The organism is Steroidobacter agaridevorans (assembly GCF_009932555.1).
In the GTDB taxonomy this organism is placed as follows: domain Bacteria; phylum Pseudomonadota; class Gammaproteobacteria; order Steroidobacterales; family Steroidobacteraceae; genus Steroidobacter; species Steroidobacter agaridevorans.
The window spans coordinates 139,479-164,935 of the sequence record NZ_BLJO01000003.1 but is presented as its reverse complement, the minus strand read 5'-3'; the positions used below and the strand labels follow the sequence as shown (position 1 = coordinate 164,935).

The window sequence follows — 25,457 nt, the reverse complement described above, 5'->3', positions numbered from 1 at the left end:
AACAGCGAGGATTCGTCGCTCAGGAACCCGCTCCGACCACCCACTTTTTCAGGCGCGCCGGCTCGTGGCGCTTCAGTGCGGGGTGGCGCGCGATGGCTCGGTCGATGCTGACGCTATCGTGTTCGCGTACATGCACATCCAGGAAAGCGAGTACCACATCGCCGATCGCTGAGAGCGCCTCATCACCACCGATCTCGCCGACGCGCTCTACTCGCTTCGAACCCTCCAGCAATGCCACCAGATCCGTGAATCCCATGTGGCGAATGCCCTCGAGACGAACACGCAGCACATCGCCGCTCCGCCCCGCCGCACTCCAGGATTCGTAGGCGAGATCATTCGGGCTGAAGTCCGCTTCCTTGGGCTGACCTTCGAACAGGCTGTAGCGTGTCCAGTCACTCAGCAGAAGCAGGAAGGGGCGTCCGACGGGACGGTCAAACAGATCCGGATCGAAGTTCTGGCCGTCGAGATTAACCGCCGCACGGCACGCATCGACGAGCTTGCAAGTCGTTGCTGACGTGGCGCCGCCGAACGACATCCCGGCGAACGCAAGGCGGTTGCGATGCGCCGCTCTCAAAACCTCACGCAACGCTCGGGGCTCGTTTCCGCCGACGATGGCCTTGGCGACTGCAAGCGTATCGTCGCGCCATTCAACGAACGAACGGCCGAGCCGGGTCGCGGCCAAGGCTTCGCCATAAACCGTCAGCGCCTCGCGGCTTGTTGCAAGGTCCTGCCCTCCCGCCAGCGTCTTCAATGTCGTGGCAAACCTCGGGTCATCACCTGGAACGGCAGGTCGGGTCGCGACGATGCGCCCATCCTCCAAACGCACGTCCGCGGCGTCACCTGGATGCGCAATCGATACGACGATGTAGCCATGACTGGCGAGGCGCATGGCGAGCGCGCTGTTCTGTTCCGGATATAAAAAGAATCCGTGGCTGAACACCACCACCGGAAATCCCCGCGATTGCCGCGCCGGCGTCGCTCCCGGTCGCACGTTCATGCGCTGGCTGGTCAGAGCGTGCAGTTCTTCAGTTGTATAACGAAAATTCCGTGCGATAGCTGGCACTCTGACGGCGGCCTCATCGCCTTCCATGTAGGGCGCGCCACCGACAGCACGACCCGCAGCCGGATACCAAACAATCGCTGGCAATCGTCTCGGTCCGCTCGCCGGATCGCCGGCATCGAGTCGTCGCGACGAGTCGACGAACTCGCCGCGAATCACGCCGACATCATGCTTGCCATCCGGCATCGGCATGGCCGAAGCCGAAACCGGATCCGACGCGACCGCAGTCCAGGCCGCGATAGTAATGAGTAGTGCAGATCGGACGACCGCGCTCGGCATCAGTAGTACTCGACTTTCTTGCCCTCGGCGAACGCCGCCAGGCCCCGCTTGGCATCACCGCTAGTAAACGCCAGCTGCCCGAGCACGGCCTCTCGGCGAAACGCCTCCTGCAGGGGCAGGTCGCTCAGTTCGCGCACCGATTGTTTGATGATCTTGAGCGCCGTGGGGCTCACCCGCACGAGACGCTCGGCCCACTGAGTGGCGGCCTGCGACAAGTGCTCGGGCTCGACGACTCGATTGAGCACGCCAACCCGCAACAGATGCTCACTGGTGAAACGGTCACCCGTCATCAAAATCTCCATCGCTGCCGCGAAGCCGATCTGCCGCACCAGGCGCACCAACGTGCCACCCGCGGGCACAATGCCAAGCGTGACTTCCGGAAGGCTGAATACTGCCGTGCTGGCTGCGATACGCAAGTCGGTCGCGAGCATGATCTCGAAACCGGCGCCCATGCACAGCCCGTTGACCGCGCAAATGACGGGCTTGTCGATGTTGATGCTCTTCAGATGCGCCGCGTCCCATGCCGAGATGTCGATATCATTGCGTGCCAGGGCGGGAATGGACTCCTTCAGGTCGGCGCCGGCGCAAAACGCACGCTCGCCTGCCCCAGTAAGGATCACGACACGAACCCGATCGTCTTCAGCAGCCGCCTTGAAGGCGCGACCGAGCTCGTCGTACATGGCCAGCGTCATCGCGTTGAGCTTGGCCGGCCGGTTGAAGCTGATTCGGGCAATGCCGTCGTGGACGTCGTAAGCGATGGACATGGTCAGATCACCTTGCTCTCGCACAGAGACTCGAAGGACTGACGGTCCAGACCGAGCCAATCCAGATAAATGGCTTCGTTATGCTCGCCCACCGTCGGCACTCGCGGCTCAGCGCCGGCGGCTGCGCCAGATAAGTGCACGGCGGAGCCGAACACTTTGACTTTGGCCTCTCCATACGCCACCTGCACGAGCATGTCTCGCGCCAGCATATGCGGATCCTCGACCACCTCCGCGATGTTTTTGATCGGACTCAAGGGAAAACGGTCGGAAGCGATCGCCTCGAGCTCCTGCTTGGTCTTGTCGGCAAACCAGCCGCGGATGATCGGCTCGACACGGCGGGCATAGACTGCTGGATCGAAGCGCTTCTCCATGGAGTCGATTTCCGGATCCGTCGCCAGCGCCGGCGTGCCGAACGCGCTACAGGCTTCTTGCCAGAACTTGTCCGTGTATGCACCGAAGAACACATGACCGTCTTTGCACTCGTAGCGTCCATAAGGTCGCACGAACGGATGATCGTTGCCCAACGGCTGTGCGATCTTGCGCTCCGCCGTGAAGTTCACAACGGCGTTTTCCGTCAGCGTGAATACGGCGTCTTGCTGCGAGATATCCACGAGCCGACCCACGCCCTTGCTCTCAGCTTCGCGCAACGCTGCGACCGTGCCGAGCGCCGCATACAACGATGCAGCCAGATCTCCGATGATCGTGCCGACCCGCTGCGGCTCACCCGGCATGCCGTTCATCGACCACAGTCCGCCGCTCGCCTGCGCGGAGTTGTCGTAGGCGGGACGCGCCGAGTTGGGCCCGCTTTGCCCGAAGCCGCTGATACCCGTGTAGATCAGCCTGGGATTGACCTTCCGCAGCTCATCGAACCCCAAGCCCAGCTTGCGCATCGTGCCGGGTCGAAAATTCTCGACGACGACGTGCGCCTTGCTGACCATGTCGAGAAACAACTCGCGTCCCTGCGCGGACTTCAGATCCAACGTCACGCCCAGTTTGTGTCGATTGTACTGGGCGAAGAATCCGCTCAGTCGCTCCGCGCCCTGCTCCACCATCGGTGGAAACGTTCGCACGTAGTCGGGGTCTTGCGGATTTTCGATCTTGATGACCGTGGCCCCGAGATCGGCCAGCATCATCGTGCAGTACGGCCCCGCGACGACCCGCGTCAGATCCAATACCAACACACCATGTAACGGTCCGACCGCAGGTGCGGTCGGTACTTCATTGTCTGAAGCGGCCATGACGGAACCTCACTTGCGCGCTTGAGCGAGCAGCTCGACCGCCAGATCCATGCGAACGTCGCGCTTCTCGACCATGCGTTTGACGATCGCATCCACTTCGGCTCCGACAGCGCCAGCCGCCACAGCGATATTGCGTGCATGCAGCGCCATGTGCCCGCGTTGAATTCCTTCGGTGGCGAGCGCTCGCATGGCGCCCATGTTCTGAGCCAGACCGACCGCCACGATGATCTCGGCAAGCTCCTGCGCCGAGCTCACTTGCAGGATCTTCAACGCGACTCGCGCCAGCGGATGCGTCTTCGTCGCGCCGCCGACCAGACCCACCGGCATCGGCATTTCGATCGTCCCGATCAAATCGCCGTTATTCGCGCGCTCCCAAGTCGTCAATGATGTGTAATGACCGCTGCGGGCCGCATACGCGTGCGCACCCGCCTCGACCGCACGCCAGTCGTTACCTGTCGCAACGACGATGGGATCGATGCCATTCATGATGCCTTTGTTATGAGTCGCGGCTCGATAGGGATCGACGGCAGCGAAGGTATAGGCGTCTAGCATGCCTTCGATCACGCGTTCGCCCGAGTATTCGCTCGTTGCAAGAACCGCAGGCGATACCCGCAGACTCGCCCTGGCCAGGCGCAGGTCCGCCAGGTTGGAAAGAATGCGAAGGCGGACCGATCCGCCCGTGATGCCTTCGATCTTCGTAGCCACGGCTTCGGCCATCGTGTTCACGGTGTTCGCGCCCATGGCGTCGCGAACATCGACAATCAGGTGAGCGACGACCATCGGACCGCGAGGCGTGTCGGGGAACACATGCACCTCGATGTCTCTACAGCCGCCGCCCAATCCGACCAGCACCTTGTCGCGGCCGTTCGCCAGCTCGATCAACTCCGCACGAGCACGGAGGATGGTCTGGCGCGCGCCGTAAGGATCGGCCACACCGATGACCTGAATCTGCGACCGCATCAGCGGCGGCGTGCTCGACGTGAAGAAGCCGCCGGACTCACGCACGAGCTTTGCCATGTACGACGCTGCGGCAACGATCGAGGGTTCTTCCACGACCATTGGCACGACAACATCCTTGCCGTTGACCCGGAAATTGCTCGCCACCGCGAGCGGCAATTCGAAAGTGCCGATGACGTTCTCGATCATCCCGTCAGCCGCGGCGCTCGGCAGTGCCCCAGGCTTGGCGAGCAGATCCACGTCCGCCGCAGGCACAATGCCCGCTTCGGCGAGCGCACGCAGACGCTGCGGCGGAGTCAGCGAACGGAAATTGGGAAGTCGTGAATCGAGGGCCATGGTTCACCTGATCAAAATGCGGCGCGAAATAAAGTTCTGAAGTCCTGCTCGCTGGTCTCGCGTGGGTTTCCTCCGCTGTCGTCGGAGGCAAAGCTCAGTCGAGCGAGCTCATCGAGCCGATCCTGGGCGACCCCGACATCGCGCAAGCGCGGCGGCATGCCCAGATCGCTGCACAGTGCGCGCAACCCATGAATGGCCTGTGCCCCACCCTGCGATTCACGGCGGCCACTGCCGTCGATGCCTAGAATCGCAGCGACCCGCGCATATCGCTCGGGATTCGCAGGCACATTGAATGCGGCGGCGTGCGGCAAACAAACGGCACTGGCGAGCCCGTGCGGTACTGGAAAAAGTGCACCGACCGACGACGCCATGCGATTCACGTTGCCCAGTCCCGTCACACCGAATGACATCGCGGCCAGCGCCGATCCACACAACATATCGAGCGCGGCCGACACATTGCTTCGATCCGCGACGAAGGCTCGGATGCTGCCGGCGATCAGCGTCATCGCATGCAAGTTCATTGCGTCGGAAAACACCGTGGCTCGATTGGATAGAAATGACTCGAACGCATGAACGAAGGCGTCCATGCCCGCATACGCCGCGTCATGCGCCGGCATGGAACTGACGGCAAGTGGATCCAGAATCGCGATGGCGGGCTCACCCGTCACCGCCGCTCGGGTGCCGGCAGTGGTCGGAATGGAGATCAGAGGCAACGACGACATCAGCAGATCGACCGCCTTCCCGACCTCGATGGTGCTGTCTCCACCGATGGCCAATATTCCTTCGGCGTCGTATTTTCGGCTCAGCTCGAATGCAGCCTGCACCGTGCTGTCGCTCGGACGAGATCCGATGTCACTGAAGACAACGGTCGCCACGTCGATCTGCGTCAGGATGTCGGCGACGATGCGGTGGATGGCGCTGTTTACCAGCGCGGGGTCGAGCAGCACCAGCAAGCGTTTGGTCGAGTGCTCACGAACCAGATCGGCGACCCGCTCGTGAGCGCCGATGCCGAAGAGGATCTTCGTCGGGCACTCGAACCAGGAAACGGCCGCATCACGCCACATGAACGCGGGCACCTCGCTCACGCAGCAGTACCGAGCGCAAAAAAGCAACGCCATCGTCAACCGCTTCGTTGGCGACGCGCGAGACCGCAACGGCCTCGATAAAGCTGTGCGGAGCGCCGGGGTAGACCTTGGCCTGGACCTGCACGCCGGCTTCGAGCAAGCGGCCGGCCATATGAAGATTCTGCTCCGCCAGAATGTCGCATTCGGCGATCACCAGAAACACCGGCGGCAAGCCGTGCAACGGCGCATAGGCCGTGGCCGCATACGGATCGCGGCGATCGTTGAGATGGCCGATGTAGTTATCCCAGAACGTATCGACCTCGTTCGCGGTCAGCATGTCCTGCTCGGTGCCATAGCGTTGTCGCGAGGCAGGCGAGCAATCTGGCGTGGAACCGCCATAGATGCTCAAGATCGCTTTCACCAGGTTCGGATGACCGGCGTCTCGCAAGCGAAGTGCGGCGCCCATCGAAAGATTGCCGCCCGCGGAGTCGCCGCCGATGGCAATCCGATCGCCATCGAGTCCGAGCGTGCGACCCTGCTCGTGCAACCAGTGCACGACGGCAACGACCTGATTCAATGCCGTCGGATATCGAACCTCGGGCGAAAGATCGTAGTCGACACCGACCACCGCCATGCCGCCGCGATGGGCGAATTCGCGCATTACTCGATCGTGCGTGTCCACACTGAAGAGGGACCAGCCGCCGCCGTGCATGAAAACAAACGTCGGCTTGCTGTGTCCCGGCGCTGGATCGTAGATGCGCAAGCGGACCGGGCCCGCCGAAGTCTGCGCAACTACATTGCGAGTTGCCGCGATCACCGGACCGCCTCGGGTCCATGGCGCACGCGTCAGCTCGCAAATTTCACGACGCTCCGGCCAACTGAGATCACGCCCGGCGGTGAGTTCTCGCCCCTTCGCGATCACGTCATCGATAAAACGTTTGATCTCCGGATCGAGCGCGCGCGGCGGCGGCTGACTGGCGGGCAGCGCCTGGGGCGATCGGGATTCGGCGAAGCGACGCATCCACTTGGCGAGCGGCGCCTGATCCTTGATGTCCAACGCGCGCAAAATCTCGGCAAACACCTCGTCGCGCTCATCCTGTCCCAGCTTGAAACAGCTTCGAGTCGCCAGAATGCGGGCCTCGAAACCGACGATGCCCGTCACGAGCTTCTCATAACGCGCGCCCATCTCCTCGGCCGACCATGCCGCCGGACGGTTCGCTTCCATTTGCGTGACCAGTCCTACCAGCAGGCGATCTGCATCCGCGCGCGTATCGCAAAGCTGGATCTCGACATCGAACATCACGCTTGCGTAATTCCACGTTGGGCCCCAAGTGCGATCCTGCACCCACGAAGGTGAAATGTATCCATGCGGCCCGACGAGTAATACCGTGGCGCGTGAACTGGCGGCGAGCGCCTTCACCTGCGGATTGTTTCTCGCAAAATGCCCCAGCAAAGTTCGAGGAGTGCCCTCGGCATCGCACACCAGCTGCACCGGCAGCGGCGTCGCCTGCTGCGCGCCTGGGACGCCGGAGACAATCCATGCCAAAGGTTGCTCCTGAACCAGGGCACGCAGGTCATCGGCGTTACGAGGTGGGAATCGGTCGCTCATGAATGATCGTCGGTGGCAACTTATGAATTGAAAGTGGCGATGCTGTGTTTCGGCCAGCGCGCGGCCCAGGGCAGCGAGGCTTCGAGCTCGAAGGCAAGCGCCAGTAGCACATCTTCCTGCGCGCGATCGGCGGCAAACATGCTGCCGATGGGCAGCCCTTCGCCGCTCTGAAACAGCGGCAACGAAATGGCCGGCGTGCCCGCCATGTTCTGCAGCGGCGTGTAGGCGACCCAGTCGAACATCGACGACATCAACTGCTCCGCGGGCACTGTCGGCGCATAAGTGCCGAGCAACGGCGGCGGCGCACTCACGACCGCGGACAAAACAACATCGAAGCGGGAAAAGAAATCGTTGAGCTGAACCGGCAGCCGCGCGATCTGTTGGTACGCGCGCTCCAGTGCCGACGTCGGCAACCGCTCGGCACGCTGCCCCAACGCTACCGTCCACGGCTCGATCGCATCCTCCAGACGGCCACCACCCAACAGCGCGCGAGTCGTATCGACGCAGTCGGCACTCAAATGCGACCACAGATCCTCAAACGAAGAGAGAAAGGCGTGACCGTCGAACGGCCAGGTCGTCCGCTCGACGTTGTGTCCCAGCTTTGCGCAAAGATCTGCCGTGGATGCGACTGCACGCGCGACGTCCCCGTGCGGCACGTTGCCTCGCAATCCATGTTCGATCACACCGATGCGCAGGCGTCGCGAGGATGGGCCGGTCACAACGGAACGTTTCGAATCACTGTGAGCGGCGGCGAACCCCCACGCGACATCACGCACGCTGCGCGAGTGCAGACTGTCCGCTACCAGCAAGTCTTCGACGAGATGACGTGCGCGCACACGCACCGTGCTATCACGTCCGGGTTTCAGCCCGACTACGCCACAACAAGATGAAGGCAAGCGAATGGAGCCGCCGCCGTCGCTACCGTGCGCGAGTGGCACGAGCCCAGCAGCGATGGCCGCGACAGCGCCACCGCTCGAGCCGCCCGGTGAATGTTCGAGCGACCACGGATTGCGCGTGACCGGTCCCGCGAGCGGTTCAGTGGAAGCCAGCAATCCGAACTCGGGCATCGCGGACTTTCCGAGCGCGACCAATCCGGCGTGCTGCATGCGTTGCACGTAGGGATAGCCCTGTTGGATGGCTTTTCGACTGCGGCTGCGCGAGCACGAGGTCGTCGGCATGCCGGGATAATCGAGCGAGTCTTTGGGCAGCCACGGCACCCCTCGCATGATGCCGTCGCCTTCACGCAGCGCTCGAGCTTCGGCGCGTGCCAAAGCGGGATCGTAGTGACTCAAGGCGCGCACCGTGGGATCCAGCGCTTCGATGCGCAGAATGGCAGCTTCTGTCAGTGCCTCCACCGGCAGCTCGCGATTCCGGACGAGCCGTGCCTGGTCGTGCGCATCCAGCTTGCCGAGCGCCAGCGCCTCGGACAATGAAACTTCGCGAATCGTCATCAGTTCAAACTTCCTGAAAGCTCGGCGGTCGCCGCGGGCGGCTGGCCTTGCGCGCGGGGCTTGCCGTACCACATGTAAATCGCAAGTCCGATCGCGAGATAGGTGAGCAGCAAGCAAGCGGGCAACCATTCGCCGTGACGGATCTGATTCACCAGATCGAGCAGCACGGGCAACGTCATCAGGAAGCTGACCACGATGGCGAGCACCGGCACCGTGCCGAACCAGATTCCGTTGATCCACACGCCGCCGAGCGGCACGCGAAAGCGCCCTGCTTTCTCGGGCTCGCGACTCCGCAGATCGATCAGCGCGGCCGCCACCATCGCGAATGTGAGCGCCACGCCCAAGGAAATCATGTCGGCCAGCACCGAGATGGGCAGCAGCGCCGCACCGAGCGCCGCGAGGCTGGCCAGTGTGAGATTGGCTTTCCAAAGGCTGTTGCGCTTCGGATGGACCACCGAGAACAGTCCTGGCAGAAAGCCATCGCTCGACATCGCGTAGCAGACCCGCGAATGGCCGAAGGCATTGGCCAGCAGCACCGAGCCCAGGCCGGCCAGCGCACCAATCTTGATCAGCGTGGCGATCAGCGGCCAGCCGATGCGATCGACGGCGAGCGCGATCGGGTCGGCAACGCCGAGCTCGCGGAACGGCACCAACCCGGTCAGCACCGTCGCGACCGACACATATAACAACGCGCAGATCGCCAACGAACCGAGAATTCCTATCGGCACGTCCCGGTGCGGATTGCGCGTCTCGGCAGCGGCCGTCGACACCGTCTCGAAGCCCAGGAATGCGAAGAACAACAACGAGGCCGCGCGCGCGATGCCTTCCCATCCGTACGTGAATCCACCTTCATTGGCCGGCACGTAGGGCTGCCAGTTGGCCGGATCGACCGCGTGCATGCCGGCCAGCACGAACCCGACCAGCACGAGGACCTTGACCACCACCAGCACGGTGTTGACGAGCGCGGACTTCGAGATGCCGAGCGCGAGAATGATGCCGGCGCTCAGACACGCAGCGGCTGCGACCAGATTCACGCTGTGGCCTACACCGAATTGAAAGCCGGTGCCGTCCACGAGCGTCGTCGTCACCAGCGAGGTCGACACGCTCGCCGGCACGTGAATACCGAAGTCGGCGAGCAGGCTCACCAGGTATCCGCCAAAGCCCAGGCCCAGCATCGAGGCCGCGATGTTGTACTCGAGGAATAACAGCCAGCCGAGCGCCCAGCCTGGCAGCGCGCCGAACGTGCGTCTGCAGTAGGTGTAAGAAGATCCCGACTCCGGCAACCGCGACGCCAGCTCCGCGTAGCACAGTCCCACCAGCAGACAGGCGAAGCCTGCGAGCACGAACGAGATGGTGACCGCCGGCCCCGCGAAAGACGCGGCGGCAGTGCCGGTCATCACGAACACGCCGGCCCCGAGAATGTTGGCGACCCCCAGCACCAGCAGCCCCGCCCAGCCGAGCGACGGCCGCAGCGACGGCGAGGTTTGGTTCTCTTGTTGAGTCATTGCTGGCTTCAGACGTCTCATCTGTGGCGTGACGCGTGCGAGTAAATATGGATATAGTCGACGCCAACGTCCAGCCATCCGCCACGGCGTCAGGCAGATGCACAGCCCTTGATGTGCAAGGCTTTTTCGTCGAGACCACGCAACAATCGGCGCGGCCGGCCGGCAAAAGACGCAGATCCTGTCCCGCCAGGCGCGGGAGATTGACAGGATCGAGCGCTTCGCGCCGCGCACCGCTCCAGCAGGTACGTGCCATGACCGCCCCGCCCGAAAAGAAAGACACCGCGATGAGCTTCGAAGAGGTGGATCAGATCGACCTCAAGATCATGGAAGTGCTGCAGAAGGATGCCCGGATCACCAACCAGGCGCTCGCCGACCGGGTTGCTTTGTCACCCAGCGCCTGCCTGCGACGGGTGCGGGACCTGGAGACTCGCGGGCTGATCAGCGCGTACCGCGCGCAGATCCAGGTCGACCGGATCCGCAGCGTCACCGTCGTGATGGCGCACATCACCTTCTCGCAGCACACGATCAAGAATCTGCACGACTTCGACGAGTGCATCGAAACCATTCCGGAAATCGTCGAGTCGTATCGGGTCAGCGGCAACGTCGACTACATCCTGCGCGTGGTCGTGCCCGACATGCACGCCTGGAAGCGCATCATGACCGTGCTGGTGAACGGCGGCTTCGGCGTGGAGAAGATCGTCTCGCACTTCCTGATGGATCAGATCAAGACGTTCAAGGGCTACAAGCTGCTGCAGAAACCCGGCGACAGCGTCTAGTGCCGGATGGGCAGCTCGATGTGACTTGCGTCCGGGCCGGCGACCACGACCTGCTGGGTCGCCTTCACGTACTCTCCCGGCCTGGCGAAGAAAATGTTCGGCACGAACGTTTGCGGGTTGCGGTCGTAGAGCGGGAACCAGCTGGACTGCACCTGAACCATGATGCGATGGCCGGGCCGAAAGACGTGATGCGCATTGGGCAACGCGAACTCGAATCGCAGCGGCACATCGGACTCGAGCGGCTCGGCTCGCGATAACGACTTACGATAGCGGCCGCGAAAGATCTCCATCGCCACCGGCAGCTGATAACCGCTCATGGTCGTGTCGTCGGCGACTCGGTCCGGATACACGTCGATCAGCTTTACCACCCAGTCACTGTCCGTGCCGCTGGTCGATGCCATGAGCTTCACCATCGGTTCACCCGCGATGCTCACCGCCTTATCGAGCACCTTCGACGTGAATGTGAGAACGTCGGGGCGCGCAGCAATGGTGCGCTGATCGGCTGTGAGCCACGACTCCCACTGGTCGCCATTGTCATCCACTCGCATCGGACGAGGCACGAACGTTACTGGGTTGGCCGGATCGGAGATGTAGTCCGCCGTTTGCAGCGGCCCTGCAGGCGCATCGAAGCCCAGCTCGCCATTCGGTTTGAGATACAACTTTGCGTTTGCCGGCGCCACAGGCCATTGCGCCAGCCGCCGCCATTCGTTGCTTCCTGATTCAAACGCCGTGACCGGCGCCACATCCATCGGCGCACCTTTCAAATGATGCGCAAGAAACGGCGCCAGCACCTGTTGTCGCCACCATTTCGCGGTGTCGTGACCCCAGCGAATCTTCCCCACGCTGCTGCCGTCGAAGATGGACTGAGCGTGATGCCACGGGCCCAAGGTGAGATAGACCTGCTTGCCCGTGCGGTCTCGCGGCTCGAGCGCCTTGTAGACAGCGGTGGCGCCGTAGATATCTTCCTGGTCCCACAGTGAGCCCACGATCATCACGGGCACTTGCAGTGGCCGGTCCGCGAGAATCCTGTCGAGCGCCTGCGACTGCCAGAACTCGTCGTACGCAGGATGCTCGACGATGTGTCGCCAGAACTGAACCTTATCCGTGCCATGGCGGCGCGCCAGCTCGCCCACCGATCCAGCGCGCATGAATGTTTCGTATCGGTCGGCGCTATTCCAGGGAAACTCGGCGCTGTTGTCGCGCGACTCGCTGCCGTGAATGGCCGCGATGGCGTACTGGCGGAACGCGCCATTATGAAACCAGTCGTCGCCGCGCCAGCCATCGACCATCGGATCCATCGGCACCGCGACCTCGAGCGCCGGATGCGGATTCACCAGCGCCATCAACGCGGTAAACCCGTTATAGGAAGTGCCGATGATGCCGACCTTGTCGTTGGCCTCGGCAACATGCTTCACCAGCCAGTCGATGGTGTCGTAACCATCCGTTGCCTCGTCCACCGAAGTGCGATTGAACGGAGAGCCCGCGAGCGGCCGGGTCACGACGAAGTCGCCGCCCGAGCCGTGCTTGCCGCGAATGTCCTGGACGACGCGAATGTATCCGCCCTCGACGATCACGTCGGCGGCGTTGTCGAAGCCTTCGAGCAACACGCGCATGTCGTTGCTCTCCTTCTGCCGAGTCATCCACTCGGCGTTGTAAGGCGTGCGCGTGAGCAGGATGGGCGCGTCCTTCGCCCCTTTTGGAATAACGATCACCGTGTGCAGCTTCACCCCATCGCGCATCGGGATGTCGAACACACGGCGTTCGTAGTTGGCAGTGGTGAGATTGGGTTGATCGGCGCTCGCGGCCCCGCCGATAAGCAGAATGGCTACCAGCAACCATCCTTGCGATGCAATCCGCACGCCCTCTTCCCTCCGTCAAAAAAAAATCAATTTTATGTTCCCCCTCCCGTGCACGGGAGGGGGTCAGGGGGTGGGTCTTCAGAAGCGCCAGTCGAGGCTCACCGAGTAGTTGCGCGGGGCGCCGTAGTAACCAACGTTGTACAGGCTGGTGATGTACTTTTCATCGCCGATGTTGCCGACGTTCGCACGCACCGTGATGTTCGGCTGGATCGCCCAGGCCGCGAAGGCATTCACGAGCGCGTAGCTATCCTGGTAAACCCGGTGGAAGGTGTAGTCCTCCTCGCCGGAAATGCCGCTCTGCCACTTGCCGCTGACGCCGAAGGACAGCGCCGTGAAACTCGGCACTCGCGCGCTGATCGTCGCATTGGCGGTACGCCGGGGCACCCACGAATAGGTGTCATCGCCCTCTTCGCCATCCATGCGCAGATAGGTGTAGCCGAGCAACACGTCGACGTGTTCGCCCAGCTTGCCGGTGGCCTCGAACTCGATGCCCTCCGATTCGACGTCGACCGGTCTGTAATAGCCGTAGGCGAAACCTTCCATGAACCGGGTGTCGACGAACGTCGCCAGCCCATCCTGCTCGGCTTTGAACACGGCGAACGTCGTCAACAGACGCTGGTCCAGCCACTCGACTTTGACGCCGGCTTCGTAATTCGTGCCCTTGCTCGGCCCCAGATAGTTGCGGTCGAAGTCGACCTGCTCCTGCGGCTGGAAGATGTACGAATAGTTGACGTAGCCGAGCACGCTATCGGTGAAGTCGAAGGTCAGGCCGGCATACGGGCTGAGCTCGCGGTCGGTCTTGTTGGTGCGCTTGCCTTCGTTGTCGACGGCGTCGAGCTCGTATTCGGCCCAGTTGAAACCGACGATGGCCTTGAATCGATCGGTCAACGCCAGGCGGCTCGCGCCGAACACGCGCTTCATGTTCTGGTCCATGGTCGTGTACACCGCACGCTCGCCCCAGATCGGCTCGGGAATCGCATCGCCGGCGTAGGGGAAGGACGGCAGCGCCTGAAACTGCACGCCGGTCGTGTCCGTTGGGTTGTAGAAATCCGTGCCGTCGCTCTTCGCCCAGCTCACGCCGAGCATCGCTTCATGCTCGCGGCCGAACAGCTCGAACGTGCCGTTGAGCTTCGCGTCGACCAGGTGCGCTTCGGTTTCGTACGGGCTCTTGTAGGCCCATCCAAACAGACCCTCGTGCGTCACCGGATCCATACCGAACAGCGAATAGGCCATGAAGATCTTGGAGTCGTGATCGTACAGGCGGTAGTTGTACGACGTGGTCGCTCGCCAGTTCTCGCCCAGCCGATGGGTGTATTCGACGAAAGCGGTATGCGTGGTCGAGTTCCAGTACACCCAATCCTGCGTCGCCGAGGCGCTGCGATCCCAGTCGAGCCGCTCACCGTCGACGGTCGTGAAGGTCAGCGCGCCCCACATGCCTTGATTGGAGTTGGCTTCCTGCCAGCTGTAGCCGAACGTCAGCGCGCCGTTCTCGCCGATCTGGCCGTCGATCACACCGTAAACGTACTTCCGCTCGGTATCGAAATCGCGCAGGTAAGACTCGCTCTCCTCGGTTGCGACGACGACGCGGCCGGCCCAGCTGCCGCTATCGGTGAACGGCGTCGAATAGTCCGCCTCGACACGGCGCCGATCCCAGGAGCCGACGGTCACGCCAAGGTGCCCCTGCGCTTCGTTGGTCGGCCGCTTGCGCACGTAGTTGATCGTGCCGGCGGCGTTGCCCACGCCGGTCAGCAGACCGTTCGCGCCGCGAATCACTTCGATCTTCTCGAAGCCAAAGGAGTCGATCTTGTTGGTGACGAGGCCCCAGCCGTTCGGCAGGCCGACGCCGTCGATCTGGGTGTTCTTGATCTCGAAGCCGCGCGCGAGGAACTGCGTAAGGTTGGTCGAAGTCTGCTCGACCTGGATGCCGGTGGCCATGCGCAGTGCATCGTTGATATCGTCGGCGCCGAACTGTTCGAGCTGTTCCTCGTTGATCACGCTGATCGACTGCGGCGTTTCCTGGATCGCCATATCCAGGTTGGTCGCGCCGCTGCTGACGCGACGCGCGCGCTGAGCAACGACCATCACCTCTTCAAGCGTCACTGCTCGAGTGTTCGCTGCGGTGTCGGCGTTCGTCGCCTGGCCGTAGGCAGCGCCGGCGAAGGTGCTCGCCGCCAGAATCGCCGTGGACAGAACACACTCAGATCGAAGCTTCATTGGTACAAGGTCTCCCAGCCAGTTTTCTTGATCGTTGCAATCCCCGTGACACGGAATATGGGATCGCCGAGCGCCGCCGTCCATCCACGCGCAAGATCCTGCCGATAACGGCTGTACCTTGAAACTAAAAGACTTTTTTCCATGAGAGCGCAAGATTCCGCGAGCGATGCGGCACAAATGCGCAGAATCCGCGCGGGCATGTCTGGAAGAAAGATAGGATCGGCGCTCGAATCGGCCGGCGCCTACGGCCGTACTGCGGGGGTTTCCATCGTCAACCCCCTGGCCCGCTCCATTAGAAACAACTCGATGTCCACGTACTCGGGCGCACCGAAGTCGAAAGGCTGGGCGCGCACGCCGACCAGGCAACCGCGCAAGCGCCGTTGCAGAGAGCCCATGTTCTGCCATTCCAACCGATACAACGGATAGCCGGTTGGATGGCCTTGCGGAATGACGCTGCCACCGAGGCGCGCGCCCCAGCGATCGTCGTGGCAGGCAGCGCACGAGAGTTGCAGTTGACCCAAGCGCCGCTCGAACCAGGCTCGACCGTTCTCGCGAAACGGCTCCAGCCGAGAATCCGCGGGTGGTGTTATGGGCATGCCATGGGACTGGTTGGCAACGTAGGCCGTGAGGGCCAGCAGCTCATCGCTTTGATAGGTGAGCGAGGCGGCGCCTTGACGCTTCGCGCGGCATTGATTGATGCGACCCATCAGATCGATCGGCCGCTTCGTCTCCTCGTCGAACGCGGGATATCGAGCCGCCACGCCACCCATGCTCTTCGTCGCTTCGGCATGACAGCTCGCGCACGATTTGCCCGCAGGCGCCTGCGGCTCGCTCCACAGACGCTCGCCATCGGCGACCCACAGCATGCCGGGATTGCTGGTCTCCTCCGACTGCATCGCTTGCGTCTGCGGCGACATGAATTCGAAGCCGGAGCGCCGGTCCTGCGGCGGAATCTCCGCCGCGACGCCGATCGACGCACAAGCAAGCAGGCCCAGCAGTACGAGCCGAGTCATCACGTCACCGTGATCTCGGCGGAAGCGCTCTGCGTCGCACCCTTGTCGTCGGTCCACTCGAACGTCAGCGTGCCGCTCTCGGTCGCAACGGTGCTGAACGCCATGTAGGGATTGGCAGCGATCGCAGGAAACAACTCGGCGGAGAAAATTTCTTCGGCGCCGTATTTGCAAACAAATCGTTTGATGATGTTGCGCGGCAGAGTGACACCGTTCGGCCCCTCTCGATACCCCGTTTCCATGACGTGCTGAATCATCGCGCGGATCTCGATGATCTCGCCGCGCTTGGCGGTCTTCGGCACGTTGACGAGCGCGCGTGTCATTGCTGGGAGATATCCTCGATGCAGGCCGCGAGCGTCACGATCACTTTGGCTCTGGCGGACCAGAATGCGCCATCGCTGGTCTCGGCCAGCGCGACCACGGTTTGCGACGCTGCCAGGCGGATGCGTGTTGACACTCTCGCCCGACCGCTGCGTGGGCCGAGGTGAAAGACGACCACGTCTGCCTGCGGATTCCTTTCGTTGAACAGCGCAATGCGCTTCACATGATCGGTCGCGGTCATGGGACTTTCGACCTCGACACTCACCGGCACCGCGTTGCCATTCTCCACCAACGGCGAGATCTCGAACTTCACGCGGCCTTCGCGCACGCTGGCGCCACTCGTGAACGAGTTGATTGCTTCATCGAGCGTGGGCCGGGAGATCTTCATGGTCGCAATGTCTGCAGATAAGCCACCAAATCCTCGATCTCCTCGGCCGTGAGGACGGGTTTGCCACGCCACCCCTCGGCGATGCGAGAGTCTTTGCTGTTCGTGGCGATGCCATAGTAGGTCGGCATGATGCTGTCGGGATTCAAGCGCTTCATATCGACGATGCGCAACCGCAGCTGACCGGCCGACAGTCGCTCACCGATGCCGGTCAGATCCGGCGCCAGCGTCCCTTGCAGATGCCGGTCGGGAAACGGACCGGAATGACACAACACACACAGGCTCTTGTGCCGCTGCTGAATGAGCTCGGCGCCTCGGGTCGCGTTGCCCGCCTGCCCTGTCAGCGATTGCTCGATGGCATCGCCGACCACGGCATACGGCTTCACGCGCTGCACTGGCGGAGTGGCCGACGCCACCGACGCCGATGCGCACAGTGCCCATACTAGCCATCTCATCGAACTCTCATCCGAAAACGCTGTGAGTGATGGTCTTGAACCATGCCTCCGCGTACGTCGATTCCTGTACGCGCACAGACTTCGGTGCGTCGAGCGGACTGACGCCGCCGGCGCCCGGCACATCGGTGAGCAATCCATTGGCCGGCTGATAGACGCCCGCGATGGAAATGCCGTAGTCCGGCGCCACCAGGCTGTAACAAGTATTGATGAGCTTGGGCGTCGCCGGCGTCCGTTCGCGAAGCAGATCGACGACGGCAGTCGCACAGACGCGCGCCTGCGAATTTGCGGAGAACGCCGACTTGGGCATGCCGCCCGCGATGATGGCATCGCCGATGACATGCACGCCCGGCTGCAACGTCGATTCGAACGAGACCGGATCGACCGGGCACCAGCCCGTTTGATCGGCAACGCCCGCGAGCGCCGCGACCGCCGCGGCACGCTGCGGAGGAATGACATTGCCCACGTCGGCAACGTGACTGCCGAACTCCGTCACGAACGTGCGCGTGTCGGTCTCGACGCGAGTGACATTACCCCCGGAGGACAACGACACCCATTCGATCAGGCCGGGATAAAGTTCCTTCCACGCCGCCTCGAACAGCTTCTGCTTGGAAAACGCGTCCTTGGCATCGAGCAGGATCAGCTTGGAACGTGGCTTGTGCGTCTTGAGATAATGAGCAATGAGGCTGGCGCGCTCGTACGGCCCGGGCGGACACCGGAACGGATTCGCCGGGGCGGACATCACGACCACACCGCCATCTTTCATGGCTTCGAGTTGACGACGTAACAACAACGTCTGCTCGCCTGCCTTCCATGCGTGCGGCAGGAGTTCCGCTGCCGCCTCGTTGTAGCCGGGAATGGCATCGAAGCGCAGCTCCACGCCCGGCGCCACGACCAGGCGGTCGTAGGCAAGCTGCTTGCCATCCTCCAGACGAACGGTTCGTTGCTTGGTATCGACGGCGGTCACCTTGCGATGAACCACATCGATGCCAGCGGCGCGCACACGGTCATAGCCGAACTTCTGCTGCTCCAGTTGCCGTAGTCCGGCGATCACCGCGTTGCTGAAGGGACAGGCGATGTACGTCGAGTTTGCTTCGATGAGCGTGACCGCGATGTCCCGATCTTCGCTCTTGATCAAGCGAGCGCAACTCGCACCGCCGAACCCGCCGCCGATCACTACGACCCGCGGCGCTGCTTTCGTCGCCGCTCGAGCCGCGGGAATTCCGAAAGCAGCAAGCACACCACCGGCGGCTATGCCGCCGAGAACCGCGCGCCGGCTACTTCGATTTCCGGCGCGCATACCAGTCGGCAATGGCCTTGATCTCTTCATCGGAAAAACCCTTGGCAATGCGATTCATCACGGTGGCTGAACGCGAACCGGAACGAAACGCCTGCATCGCCGTGACCATCTGCTCCGCCGTAAAGCTGCCGAGGGCCGGCACCGGACCGCCATCGACCGCGACCGTGTGACACCCGAGGCACGACGCAGCCCCCGGCGGCGATGCAGCCGATGTCAAACCCGGCGCGACGACTAGCGTCGCCGCGACGAGCGTGTGCATCAAGCGATTCATGCGAGGCTTTGTTTCTTCAGCGGCAGCGTGCGAATGCGTTTGCCCGTGGCTGCAAACAAGGCATTCATGACTGCCGGCGCGGCGACTGCGATCGTCGGCTCGCCGACACCGCCCCAGAACCCGCCCGAAGGAACGATGTGAGTATCCACCTTCGGCATCTCCGCCATGCGCATCACCTGATACGTGTGGAAATTGTCCTCCACCATGCGACCGCCCTGCATCGTGCATTCGCCGAACAGCGCAGCCGAGAGTCCATAGACGAAGGAACCTTCGACCTGGCGCTCCACCTGCGCGGGATTGACGACGTGCCCGGCATCGGTGGCGGCAACGATGCGATGAATTTTCATCTGACCGTCGGTGACCGACACCTCCGCGGCCGCGGCCACATAGCTGCCGAAGCCCATGATCTGAGCAAGACCCCGACCCACTCCCTTCGGCGCCGGCGTATCCCAACCGATGCCTTTGGCCGCGGCTTCCAGCGCCGCGAGATGCTTCGGATGGTTCTTCAGCAGCTTGCGACGGAACTCGAGCGGATCGACGCCGGCCGCATGCGCGAGCTCTTCGATGAACGACTCCAGGTAGAACGCGTTCTGATTCAGATTCACACCGCGCCAGAACCCCGGCGGCACCGGCGGATTGCGCATGGCGTGATCGACGAGCAGGTTCGGGATGGTGTAGCCGATGTGTCCTTCGGCACCGTCCAGGTTCAAGCCCTGAAACACTGCAGGATCTTTACCGCCTTGCATGCCCTCGGGCCGCACCGCCGCCAGAATCGACTGGCCGGAAATGCGCATGTGCATGGCTGTCACATTACCTTCGTCATCCAACGCGGCAGTGAGCTTGCACTGTGTGGTCGGGTGATACGCACCGTGCAGCATGTCCTCTTCGCGCGTCCAGATCATCTTGATTGGCGTGCCCGGCATCTGCTTGGCAATCAGCACCGACTGGCGCACGTAATCCTGGAAATTGCCGCGCCGGCCGAAGCCGCCACCCAGATGCAATTTGTAGACTTCGCACTGTTGCACCGGCAAACCCGCAGCCTCCGCCGCTGCGGCCAGACTCGCCTCGCCGTTTTGCGTCGGCACCCACACTTCGCATTTCTGCGGCGTGTAGCGCGCGGTCGCGTTCATCGGCTCCATCGTGGCGTGGTTCTGATACGGATAAGCGTAGACGGCCGAGATCGTCTTCTTCGCTCCAGTCAACGCAGCCGGCGCATCGCCCACGGTTGTTTGCACGAAGGCGTCTTTAGCATCGAGGCCGCCTTTGAGCATCTCGGCGATGGACTCGCTCGACACGCCCTTGTTCGGCCCTTCATCCCACACGATGGTCAGCGCATCCATCGCGGTCTTCGCTTGCCACCAGGTGTCGGCGACGACGGCGAGCGTTGTATCGTCGATCTGCATCACCTTGCGCACGCCCGGCATTTTGCTGACGGACGACGCATCGAAGCTCTTCACCTTGCCGCCAAAGTACGGGCATGCACGCACCGTCGCGTTCAACATGCCCGGCAGCTTCAGATCGGTGCCGTAGATCTGTTTGCCGGTGAGCTTGTCCGCCGTGTCCAGGCGCGCGAGCGGCTTGCCCGCGATCTTCCAATTCTTCGGGTCCTTGAGCGTCACGTCTTTGGGCGGCGTGACTTTCGCAGCGGCCGTTGCGACCTTGCCGAAACTGACTTTGCGACCGCTCGGTTGATGCGTGATCACGCTGTTGGCTGCGACACATTCGCTTGCGGGAACCTTCCATTCGGCCGCCGCGGCAGTAATCAACATCTCGCGTGCCGTAGCGCCACCCTTGCGCACGTACTCGTGCGACTCGCGAATGCCTCGGCTGCCACCGGTGGAGAAATTGCCCCAGACACGATCGCGGGCAAGATTTTGGCCCGGTGTTGGATATTCCGTGGTCACCTTCGACCAATCGCACTCGAGCTCTTCGGCGACCAGCTGCGCCAGGCCGGTGAGCGTGCCCTGGCCCATTTCGGAACGGGCGATGCGGATGACGACCTGGTCATCGGGCTGGATGACGACCCATGCGTTGACTTCCGGCGCACTCTTGGCGGCCGCCGCTTCGGCAAACGGCACATGGAAGCCCAGCGACAAACCGCCGATGGCCGAGGCGGACCCGATCAGAAAACTACGGCGAGAAACCTGCGTTGCCATGCTCATGGTGCTTCCCTCACGTGCTCTGCTTGGCCGGCAGACCCGACGCGGCGAGCTTGATCGCTTCGCGCACGCGGTTGTAGGTTCCGCACCGGCAAATGTTGGTGATCTCGGCGTCGATGTCGGCATCGCTCGGCTTGGGATTCTTCTTCAGCAACCCGGCCGCCGCCATGATCATGCCCGACTGGCAATAACCGCACTGGGGCACGTCGAGTTTCAGCCAGGCCTGTTGCAGCGGATGCGAACCGTCCTTGGACAGCCCTTCGATGGTCGTAACCTGTTGCTCAGCTGACAGCGCGCTGACAGGAAGGACACATGAGCGCACCGGATTGCCGTCGATGTGCACGGTACAGGCGCCGCATTGAGCCACACCGCAGCCGTATTTCGAGCCGGTCAGGCCCGCCTGCTCCCGCAGCACCCAGAGCAACGGTGTATTCGGATCTACATCGATGTCGCGAACGGTTCCGTTGATGGTCAACCTGGCCATATGAACTCTCCTGGCGATCGTGCTGGGGCCGCAGCAAGCGGATGCCGGAATATAAGCCGACCGCGGCCGAAGGAAAACCGCGCCGTGGCAACACGCAATGACTGCGCATATCCCGCAGGAAGCGACAAGCGAGTGGGAGTTTTGGGCAAGCCTGGCGCGGCGTAGCCAGGCTTACATGCTCAATCGCACGCCCGCCATCGGCACGATGCCGCGCTCCTCGAAACCGACGAACTGTTCGTATTGCTCGTCGGTGAGATTGTCTATCGAAACGTACATCTCGAGACGCGGCGAGAACTTCCAGGCGGCGTCCACATCGACGCGGTCGTAGCCTCGCAAGCGGACGTCTCCCGTTGCGATAGACGAATCGAAGGACGATCCGACATGCGTGGCGACAGCAGACAGGGTGAGCGAGTCGACAGGCGTCCAGTGCACAGCAGCCGCTGCGCTCCAATCCGGTCGGTTGCGCAGCTCGCTGTCTGTGGCGGTGACCCGGCTGCGAGCGAGAGTGACGCTCGCGTCGAATAACCATTGCGCCCCCGCCCTCACCCGACCCGCAAGCTCGACGCCGCGCGACCGGACTCGGTTGCGATTGACCAACTGCGGCGGCGGGCCGGAATCGAAGTCGATGGCGTTGCGAAACTCGCTGTCGAACCAGGTCGCACGCCAGCGGGCCACGCCCGACCACAGCTCCTGCGACAACTCGATCTCATAGGACCGGCTGCGTTCCGGCGACAGCTGTGGATTGCCGACAAGCGGATGCCCGAGAGCATACAAACTCGGCAGTTTGAACGCCTTGCCCCAACTCGCTGCGATCGTGAGGTTCTGCGGCATGGCGTAGGCAACGCGCAGCCGTGGACTGGTGACCGAGCTCTCCCCGTCTGGCATGTCCACGCGAGCACCCGCTTGTGCAGACAAGCCGATCGCGGACTCGACACGGACTTCGGCGAATGGAGCCCACGAGGAACGGGTCAGCTCGAAGGAGGTCGGCGCGAAAAATCCACCAACGTCGAGTTGTCCATCGCTCGTGCCCTCCTCGCGCTGCCAATCGATGCCATACGCCACGGACACAGCACTCGATAGCGATTGAGTGGCGGAGAGCGTCGCCGAATAGCGCGTGAAATCGGTATCGACCAGACTCGGAGGCACGCCGAACGGATCGCGTGAACCTGGCGCGACGCCCGGCGAGTCGATGCTTTCGTCTCTTTCAAAATATCCAAGCGTCAGCGAGAGTGCGCCGCCGTCCAAACGATGGGTGAGACCCGCGCCAAGCAGCGCTTCCTGCGAATCGCGGGACTCGACATCGCGCAACGTCGCGTACTCGAAGCCGCCGCTGTCATCTGGAAATCCGTGCCGGACGGCTTCCGAGTAACGTCCCGACAACGAGAGCTCCGTCGCTGCGCCAAGCGCTGCGTCGACGCCGCCAGAGACTCGCTGCACTTGGAATTTGTTTCCCCGCACGCGCTCCCCTTCGTCGACCTCGCCGACGCCGAAATGCCAGCGCGCGTGCTCCGTAGGCAACGTCGCATGCAGCGAGACCTGACCGATATCGTAAGCGCCGGCGGCCGCGCCGATCTCGACCTTCGAAGTCGTCGACTCGGGACGCGTGATGATGTTGATCACCCCTGCCAATGCGTCACCGCCATAGATCGCGGAATAGGGACCGCGCGCGATCTCGATGCGCTCCACATCGGTGATGTCCAACGCAGATAAGTCGAACGATCCGCCGCGCGAATTCGTCGGATCGTTGATCCGTACGCCGTTGAGCAGCACCAGCGTGTAATTGGGATCGGCGCCGCGTAAATAGATCGAACCGGTGCCGCCTCGGCCGCCGACGGTGTCGACATGTAAACCGGAAACCCGCCGCAACACATCGGCAAGGCTCAGTGGCTTCTCGACGTCGAAGTCCTCACGCCGCAAAACTGTCACACTCGCCGAGAGTTCCTGCTCGGGCGCGGGAACGCGAGATCCAATGACAGTCACTTCGGATGGCGACGCAGCTGCGGCTGCGGCCGCGATAAATAGAGCAATGTTCATTTGAGCGGCTGATTATCGCTTATACGAGGCCACCGCGGCATCATCCAGGCCGACGCGGTTCAGCAACACCCGATAGTGGGCCTGCTGACGGATCGGCGCCAGGCGGGGATCGTTGCGCAGAAAGATAAGACAGTTCGAGCGTTTGGCAACGGCATCGTCGAGCAGCGTCATGGCGTGGTCCTGCTCGCCCAAGCTGAGATAAGCGGCGGCCGATTCATAGGGACAAACATACGTGCCCGCACTCGCCGCCTTCTCGAGCAGCGGCCGCACCTTCTCCTTCTGACCTGCATAGCCATAGGCCTGTGCCAGCATGATCAACGCGACGGGCGATCCGTCCAGTTCGGCGCCTCTTTCCGCGAGCTGCACGGCGCGTCGATAGTCACCGGCGATGTAAGCACCCACGCCCGCGCCGGAAAACACCGGCCCGATGTCCGGGTGCTGCTGCATCTTCTTGTCGGCCCAGTCCCGCGCTGCCTGGCTTTCATCCACCATGAAGAGCGCCCAGTTGCCCCAATCGGCCATTTCGGTGTTGAGCGGATCGAGACGATCGGCATCGGCGAGCGCGAGCTTGACCTTCTCCGCTTCGCCCAGACCCGAGTAGTACAGCGCAAAACCCAATTCGGTCTGCGCCAGTGTCGGGTCGCGACGCTTCGCCTTGTTCAAGGCGATCCAGGCATCCTTCCAGCGCCACGCCATCACATAGGTCAGTCCCAGGGACGACCACGCCTCGGCGGAATCGGGCCGCAGCTGCTGCGCTTCGGCGAGCGAGTCGACCACCTTCTGCAGCATATTGATCGGCGGCTCGAAATAAGCAAACAACTGGCGGTAGGCGTCGCTGCGGGCGATATAGGCATCGAAGAATTTTGGATCGAGCGCAATGGCCTGGTCGAACAACTCGATCGCCCGCGGGAGAGAGTCATGACTGAGCAGATCCAACTGACTGCGTCCTGCCACATACGCCTCATAGGCTTTCAGGTTGGCAGTCGGAAACTCGTCCAGAGCGCGTTGCTCGTCCGCAAGGATCGCCACCTTCAAGGAATCCGATACCGCGCCGGCAATGGCGGACTGCATCGCGAACAGATTGGTGTCGTCGGTGCGGCCTTCGTAGTCTTTGTCCCAGACGACGAGTCCCTTACCCAAGTCCTCCAGCTCCACGGTGATGCGCAGCTCGTTGCCCGAAGAGATGCTGACAACGCCATCGAGCACGTACTGCACGTCGGGCAGCTGGCGTCGGATGTGATCGCGCGCTTTGTTGTCCCTGAAGGTAAATGCGGAAGGCGTCGGCACCACTCTCAAGCCCGAGATCTTCCGCAGGTTACGGATCACTTCGCGAGTGACCTGATCTGCGAAAGGCCGCCAGGCCGCGGGCGCATCGCCGGAAACATCGAAGGGGACGACGACGAGGTAAGGCGATTCGGGTGCCGGTCGCGCCTGCCAGGATGCGAACGCAAGCCAACCGAGCACTGCCGCCACCAGCACCACAGCGGCGATTGCCACGGGCGCTCGCCAGGCCGGTACAACGCGATCGGGTGCGGGCGGCGCGATGTCCGTCGCTACTGCTTCACCTTCCGGAACTACCATGACCGGGGCAATGAACTGATAACCGCGGCCGCGGACAGTCAGGATCGTCTTCTGCAGATCGCCGCTGTCGCCCAGGATCTTGCGAGCGCTCTTGACGTGATTGCTCAGCGTCGCATCGGAAACCTCGCGCCCGTCCCAGACTTCCCGAAACAGCTCCTCCCGGGACAGCACCCGGTCCCGATGCCGGATCAGATACACCAGCAGATCGAAGACCTTCGGCTCCGCCGGGAGGACGGCGTCGCCGTGACTGATCCGGTACCGGGTCGTGTCGACGGTGTATTCGGCAATCTGGTATTTCAGCGGGCGCCCCTGGGGAAACGTTATCGAATCATTACCCAAAAATTATCC

Annotated in this window: 21 protein-coding genes; 1 reads left to right on the top strand and 20 read right to left on the bottom strand. The window is 62.7% G+C overall.

All coding sequences use genetic code 11. The features are described 5' to 3' along the window. Window positions 1–19: 19 nt before the first annotated feature. From GYH35_RS11710 to GYH35_RS11675, 8 genes are all read right to left on the bottom strand, one after another. A complete protein-coding gene (locus GYH35_RS11710) occupies window positions 20–1,090 on the bottom strand; it encodes an alpha/beta hydrolase (RefSeq protein WP_161828496.1) in 1,071 nt (356 codons plus the stop codon). 248 nt (window positions 1,091–1,338) lie between these two features. Further along, complete coding sequence (locus tag GYH35_RS11705) at window positions 1,339–2,103, bottom strand: enoyl-CoA hydratase/isomerase family protein (protein WP_161812022.1); 765 nt, start codon at window positions 2,101–2,103, stop codon at window positions 1,339–1,341. Window positions 2,104–2,105: 2 nt separating this feature from the next. After that, window positions 2,106–3,341, bottom strand: coding sequence for a CaiB/BaiF CoA transferase family protein (locus tag GYH35_RS11700; RefSeq protein WP_161828495.1), 1,236 nt, complete (start codon window positions 3,339–3,341; stop codon window positions 2,106–2,108). 9 nt (window positions 3,342–3,350) lie between these two features. After that, the gene (locus tag GYH35_RS11695) at window positions 3,351–4,634 is read right to left on the bottom strand and encodes a hydroxymethylglutaryl-CoA reductase, degradative (protein WP_161812020.1); all 1,284 of its coding nucleotides are present in this window, start codon (window positions 4,632–4,634) and stop codon (window positions 3,351–3,353) included. 11 nt (window positions 4,635–4,645) lie between these two features. Beyond that, window positions 4,646–5,719, bottom strand: coding sequence for an iron-containing alcohol dehydrogenase (locus tag GYH35_RS11690; RefSeq protein WP_202624252.1), 1,074 nt, complete (start codon window positions 5,717–5,719; stop codon window positions 4,646–4,648). Beyond that, on the bottom strand, window positions 5,688–7,307 hold the full coding sequence (locus GYH35_RS11685; protein ID WP_161828494.1) for an alpha/beta hydrolase fold domain-containing protein: 1,620 nt from the start codon (window positions 7,305–7,307) through the stop codon (window positions 5,688–5,690). Before GYH35_RS11685 ends, GYH35_RS11690 begins: the two co-directional genes overlap by 32 nt. Window positions 7,308–7,327: 20 nt before the next feature. Beyond that, the gene (locus tag GYH35_RS11680) at window positions 7,328–8,758 is read right to left on the bottom strand and encodes an amidase family protein (RefSeq protein WP_161828493.1); all 1,431 of its coding nucleotides are present in this window, start codon (window positions 8,756–8,758) and stop codon (window positions 7,328–7,330) included. Further along, the gene (locus GYH35_RS11675; protein ID WP_161812017.1) at window positions 8,758–10,263 is read right to left on the bottom strand and encodes an amino acid permease; all 1,506 of its coding nucleotides are present in this window, start codon (window positions 10,261–10,263) and stop codon (window positions 8,758–8,760) included. The genes GYH35_RS11680 and GYH35_RS11675 overlap by 1 nt, the downstream gene beginning before the upstream one ends. A 251-nt stretch (window positions 10,264–10,514) precedes the next feature. Between GYH35_RS11675 and GYH35_RS11670 the strand changes: the two genes are divergently transcribed. Continuing rightward, complete coding sequence (locus GYH35_RS11670; RefSeq protein ID WP_161812016.1) at window positions 10,515–11,039, top strand: Lrp/AsnC family transcriptional regulator; 525 nt, start codon at window positions 10,515–10,517, stop codon at window positions 11,037–11,039. On the opposite strand, the gene GYH35_RS11665 is transcribed toward GYH35_RS11670, so the two are convergent. From GYH35_RS11665 to GYH35_RS11610, 12 genes are all read right to left on the bottom strand, one after another. Continuing rightward, a complete protein-coding gene (locus GYH35_RS11665; protein ID WP_202624251.1) occupies window positions 11,036–12,898 on the bottom strand; it encodes a CocE/NonD family hydrolase in 1,863 nt (620 codons plus the stop codon). The two genes, GYH35_RS11670 and GYH35_RS11665, sit on opposite strands and share 4 nt — an antisense overlap. Before the next feature lie 78 nt (window positions 12,899–12,976). Beyond that, entirely contained in the window at window positions 12,977–15,112 is a 2,136-nt protein-coding gene (locus GYH35_RS11660; RefSeq protein WP_161812015.1) for a TonB-dependent siderophore receptor, read from the bottom strand. Window positions 15,113–15,354: 242 nt separating this feature from the next. Next, window positions 15,355–16,125 carry a sulfur oxidation c-type cytochrome SoxA gene (gene soxA / locus GYH35_RS11655; protein WP_161828492.1) on the bottom strand — a complete coding sequence of 257 codons (771 nt, stop codon included), beginning with the start codon at window positions 16,123–16,125 and terminating at the stop codon, window positions 15,355–15,357. Further along, window positions 16,125–16,445 (bottom strand): thiosulfate oxidation carrier complex protein SoxZ, encoded by a 321-nt coding sequence (soxZ, locus tag GYH35_RS11650; protein WP_161812013.1) that lies wholly within the window; start codon window positions 16,443–16,445, stop codon window positions 16,125–16,127. Before soxZ ends, soxA begins: the two co-directional genes overlap by 1 nt. Continuing rightward, complete coding sequence (locus GYH35_RS11645) at window positions 16,442–16,831, bottom strand: SoxY-related AACIE arm protein (protein WP_161828491.1); 390 nt, start codon at window positions 16,829–16,831, stop codon at window positions 16,442–16,444. Before GYH35_RS11645 ends, soxZ begins: the two co-directional genes overlap by 4 nt. Further along, window positions 16,828–17,283 carry a sulfur oxidation c-type cytochrome SoxX gene (gene soxX, locus GYH35_RS11640; protein ID WP_161828490.1) on the bottom strand — a complete coding sequence of 152 codons (456 nt, stop codon included), beginning with the start codon at window positions 17,281–17,283 and terminating at the stop codon, window positions 16,828–16,830. The genes GYH35_RS11645 and soxX overlap by 4 nt, the downstream gene beginning before the upstream one ends. A 7-nt stretch (window positions 17,284–17,290) precedes the next feature. Next, window positions 17,291–18,580: an NAD(P)/FAD-dependent oxidoreductase gene (locus GYH35_RS11635; protein WP_161828489.1), complete on the bottom strand. Its 1,290-nt coding sequence runs from the start codon at window positions 18,578–18,580 to the stop codon at window positions 17,291–17,293. Beyond that, window positions 18,558–18,851, bottom strand: a complete 294-nt coding sequence (locus tag GYH35_RS11630; RefSeq protein WP_161828488.1) for a c-type cytochrome — start codon at window positions 18,849–18,851, stop codon at window positions 18,558–18,560. Before GYH35_RS11630 ends, GYH35_RS11635 begins: the two co-directional genes overlap by 23 nt. Then, entirely contained in the window at window positions 18,848–21,013 is a 2,166-nt protein-coding gene (locus GYH35_RS11625) for a xanthine dehydrogenase family protein molybdopterin-binding subunit (RefSeq protein ID WP_161828487.1), read from the bottom strand. The genes GYH35_RS11630 and GYH35_RS11625 overlap by 4 nt, the downstream gene beginning before the upstream one ends. A 10-nt stretch (window positions 21,014–21,023) precedes the next feature. Beyond that, window positions 21,024–21,494 carry a (2Fe-2S)-binding protein gene (locus GYH35_RS11620; protein ID WP_161812007.1) on the bottom strand — a complete coding sequence of 157 codons (471 nt, stop codon included), beginning with the start codon at window positions 21,492–21,494 and terminating at the stop codon, window positions 21,024–21,026. Between the two features lie 171 nt (window positions 21,495–21,665). Beyond that, window positions 21,666–23,528: a TonB-dependent receptor plug domain-containing protein gene (locus tag GYH35_RS11615; protein ID WP_161812006.1), complete on the bottom strand. Its 1,863-nt coding sequence runs from the start codon at window positions 23,526–23,528 to the stop codon at window positions 21,666–21,668. Window positions 23,529–23,540: 12 nt separating this feature from the next. Further along, window positions 23,541–25,448: a winged helix-turn-helix domain-containing protein gene (locus tag GYH35_RS11610; protein WP_202624249.1), complete on the bottom strand. Its 1,908-nt coding sequence runs from the start codon at window positions 25,446–25,448 to the stop codon at window positions 23,541–23,543. Window positions 25,449–25,457 lie beyond the last annotated feature (9 nt).

Bases quoted from the DNA above. Each gene is read 5' to 3' on its own strand.
- GYH35_RS11710 (WP_161828496.1), bottom strand. From the start codon at position 1,090: ATGGAAGGCGATGAGGCCGCCGTCAGAGTGCCAGCTATCGCACGGAAT.
- GYH35_RS11705 (WP_161812022.1), bottom strand. From the start codon at position 2,103: ATGTCCATCGCTTACGACGTCCACGACGGCATTGCCCGAATCAGCTTC.
- GYH35_RS11700 (WP_161828495.1), bottom strand. From the start codon at position 3,341: ATGGCCGCTTCAGACAATGAAGTACCGACCGCACCTGCGGTCGGACCG.
- GYH35_RS11695 (WP_161812020.1), bottom strand. From the start codon at position 4,634: ATGGCCCTCGATTCACGACTTCCCAATTTCCGTTCGCTGACTCCGCCG.
- GYH35_RS11685 (WP_161828494.1), bottom strand. From the start codon at position 7,307: ATGAGCGACCGATTCCCACCTCGTAACGCCGATGACCTGCGTGCCCTG.
- GYH35_RS11680 (WP_161828493.1), bottom strand. From the start codon at position 8,758: ATGACGATTCGCGAAGTTTCATTGTCCGAGGCGCTGGCGCTCGGCAAG.
- GYH35_RS11675 (WP_161812017.1), bottom strand. From the start codon at position 10,263: ATGACTCAACAAGAGAACCAAACCTCGCCGTCGCTGCGGCCGTCGCTC.
- GYH35_RS11670 (WP_161812016.1), top strand. From the start codon at position 10,515: ATGACCGCCCCGCCCGAAAAGAAAGACACCGCGATGAGCTTCGAAGAG.
- GYH35_RS11660 (WP_161812015.1), bottom strand. From the start codon at position 15,112: ATGAAGCTTCGATCTGAGTGTGTTCTGTCCACGGCGATTCTGGCGGCG.
- soxA (WP_161828492.1), bottom strand. From the start codon at position 16,125: ATGACTCGGCTCGTACTGCTGGGCCTGCTTGCTTGTGCGTCGATCGGC.
- soxZ (WP_161812013.1), bottom strand. From the start codon at position 16,445: ATGACACGCGCGCTCGTCAACGTGCCGAAGACCGCCAAGCGCGGCGAG.
- GYH35_RS11645 (WP_161828491.1), bottom strand. From the start codon at position 16,831: ATGAAGATCTCCCGGCCCACGCTCGATGAAGCAATCAACTCGTTCACG.
- soxX (WP_161828490.1), bottom strand. From the start codon at position 17,283: ATGAGATGGCTAGTATGGGCACTGTGCGCATCGGCGTCGGTGGCGTCG.
- GYH35_RS11635 (WP_161828489.1), bottom strand. From the start codon at position 18,580: ATGCGCGCCGGAAATCGAAGTAGCCGGCGCGCGGTTCTCGGCGGCATA.
- GYH35_RS11630 (WP_161828488.1), bottom strand. From the start codon at position 18,851: ATGAATCGCTTGATGCACACGCTCGTCGCGGCGACGCTAGTCGTCGCG.
- GYH35_RS11625 (WP_161828487.1), bottom strand. From the start codon at position 21,013: ATGAGCATGGCAACGCAGGTTTCTCGCCGTAGTTTTCTGATCGGGTCC.
- GYH35_RS11620 (WP_161812007.1), bottom strand. From the start codon at position 21,494: ATGGCCAGGTTGACCATCAACGGAACCGTTCGCGACATCGATGTAGAT.
- GYH35_RS11615 (WP_161812006.1), bottom strand. From the start codon at position 23,528: ATGAACATTGCTCTATTTATCGCGGCCGCAGCCGCAGCTGCGTCGCCA.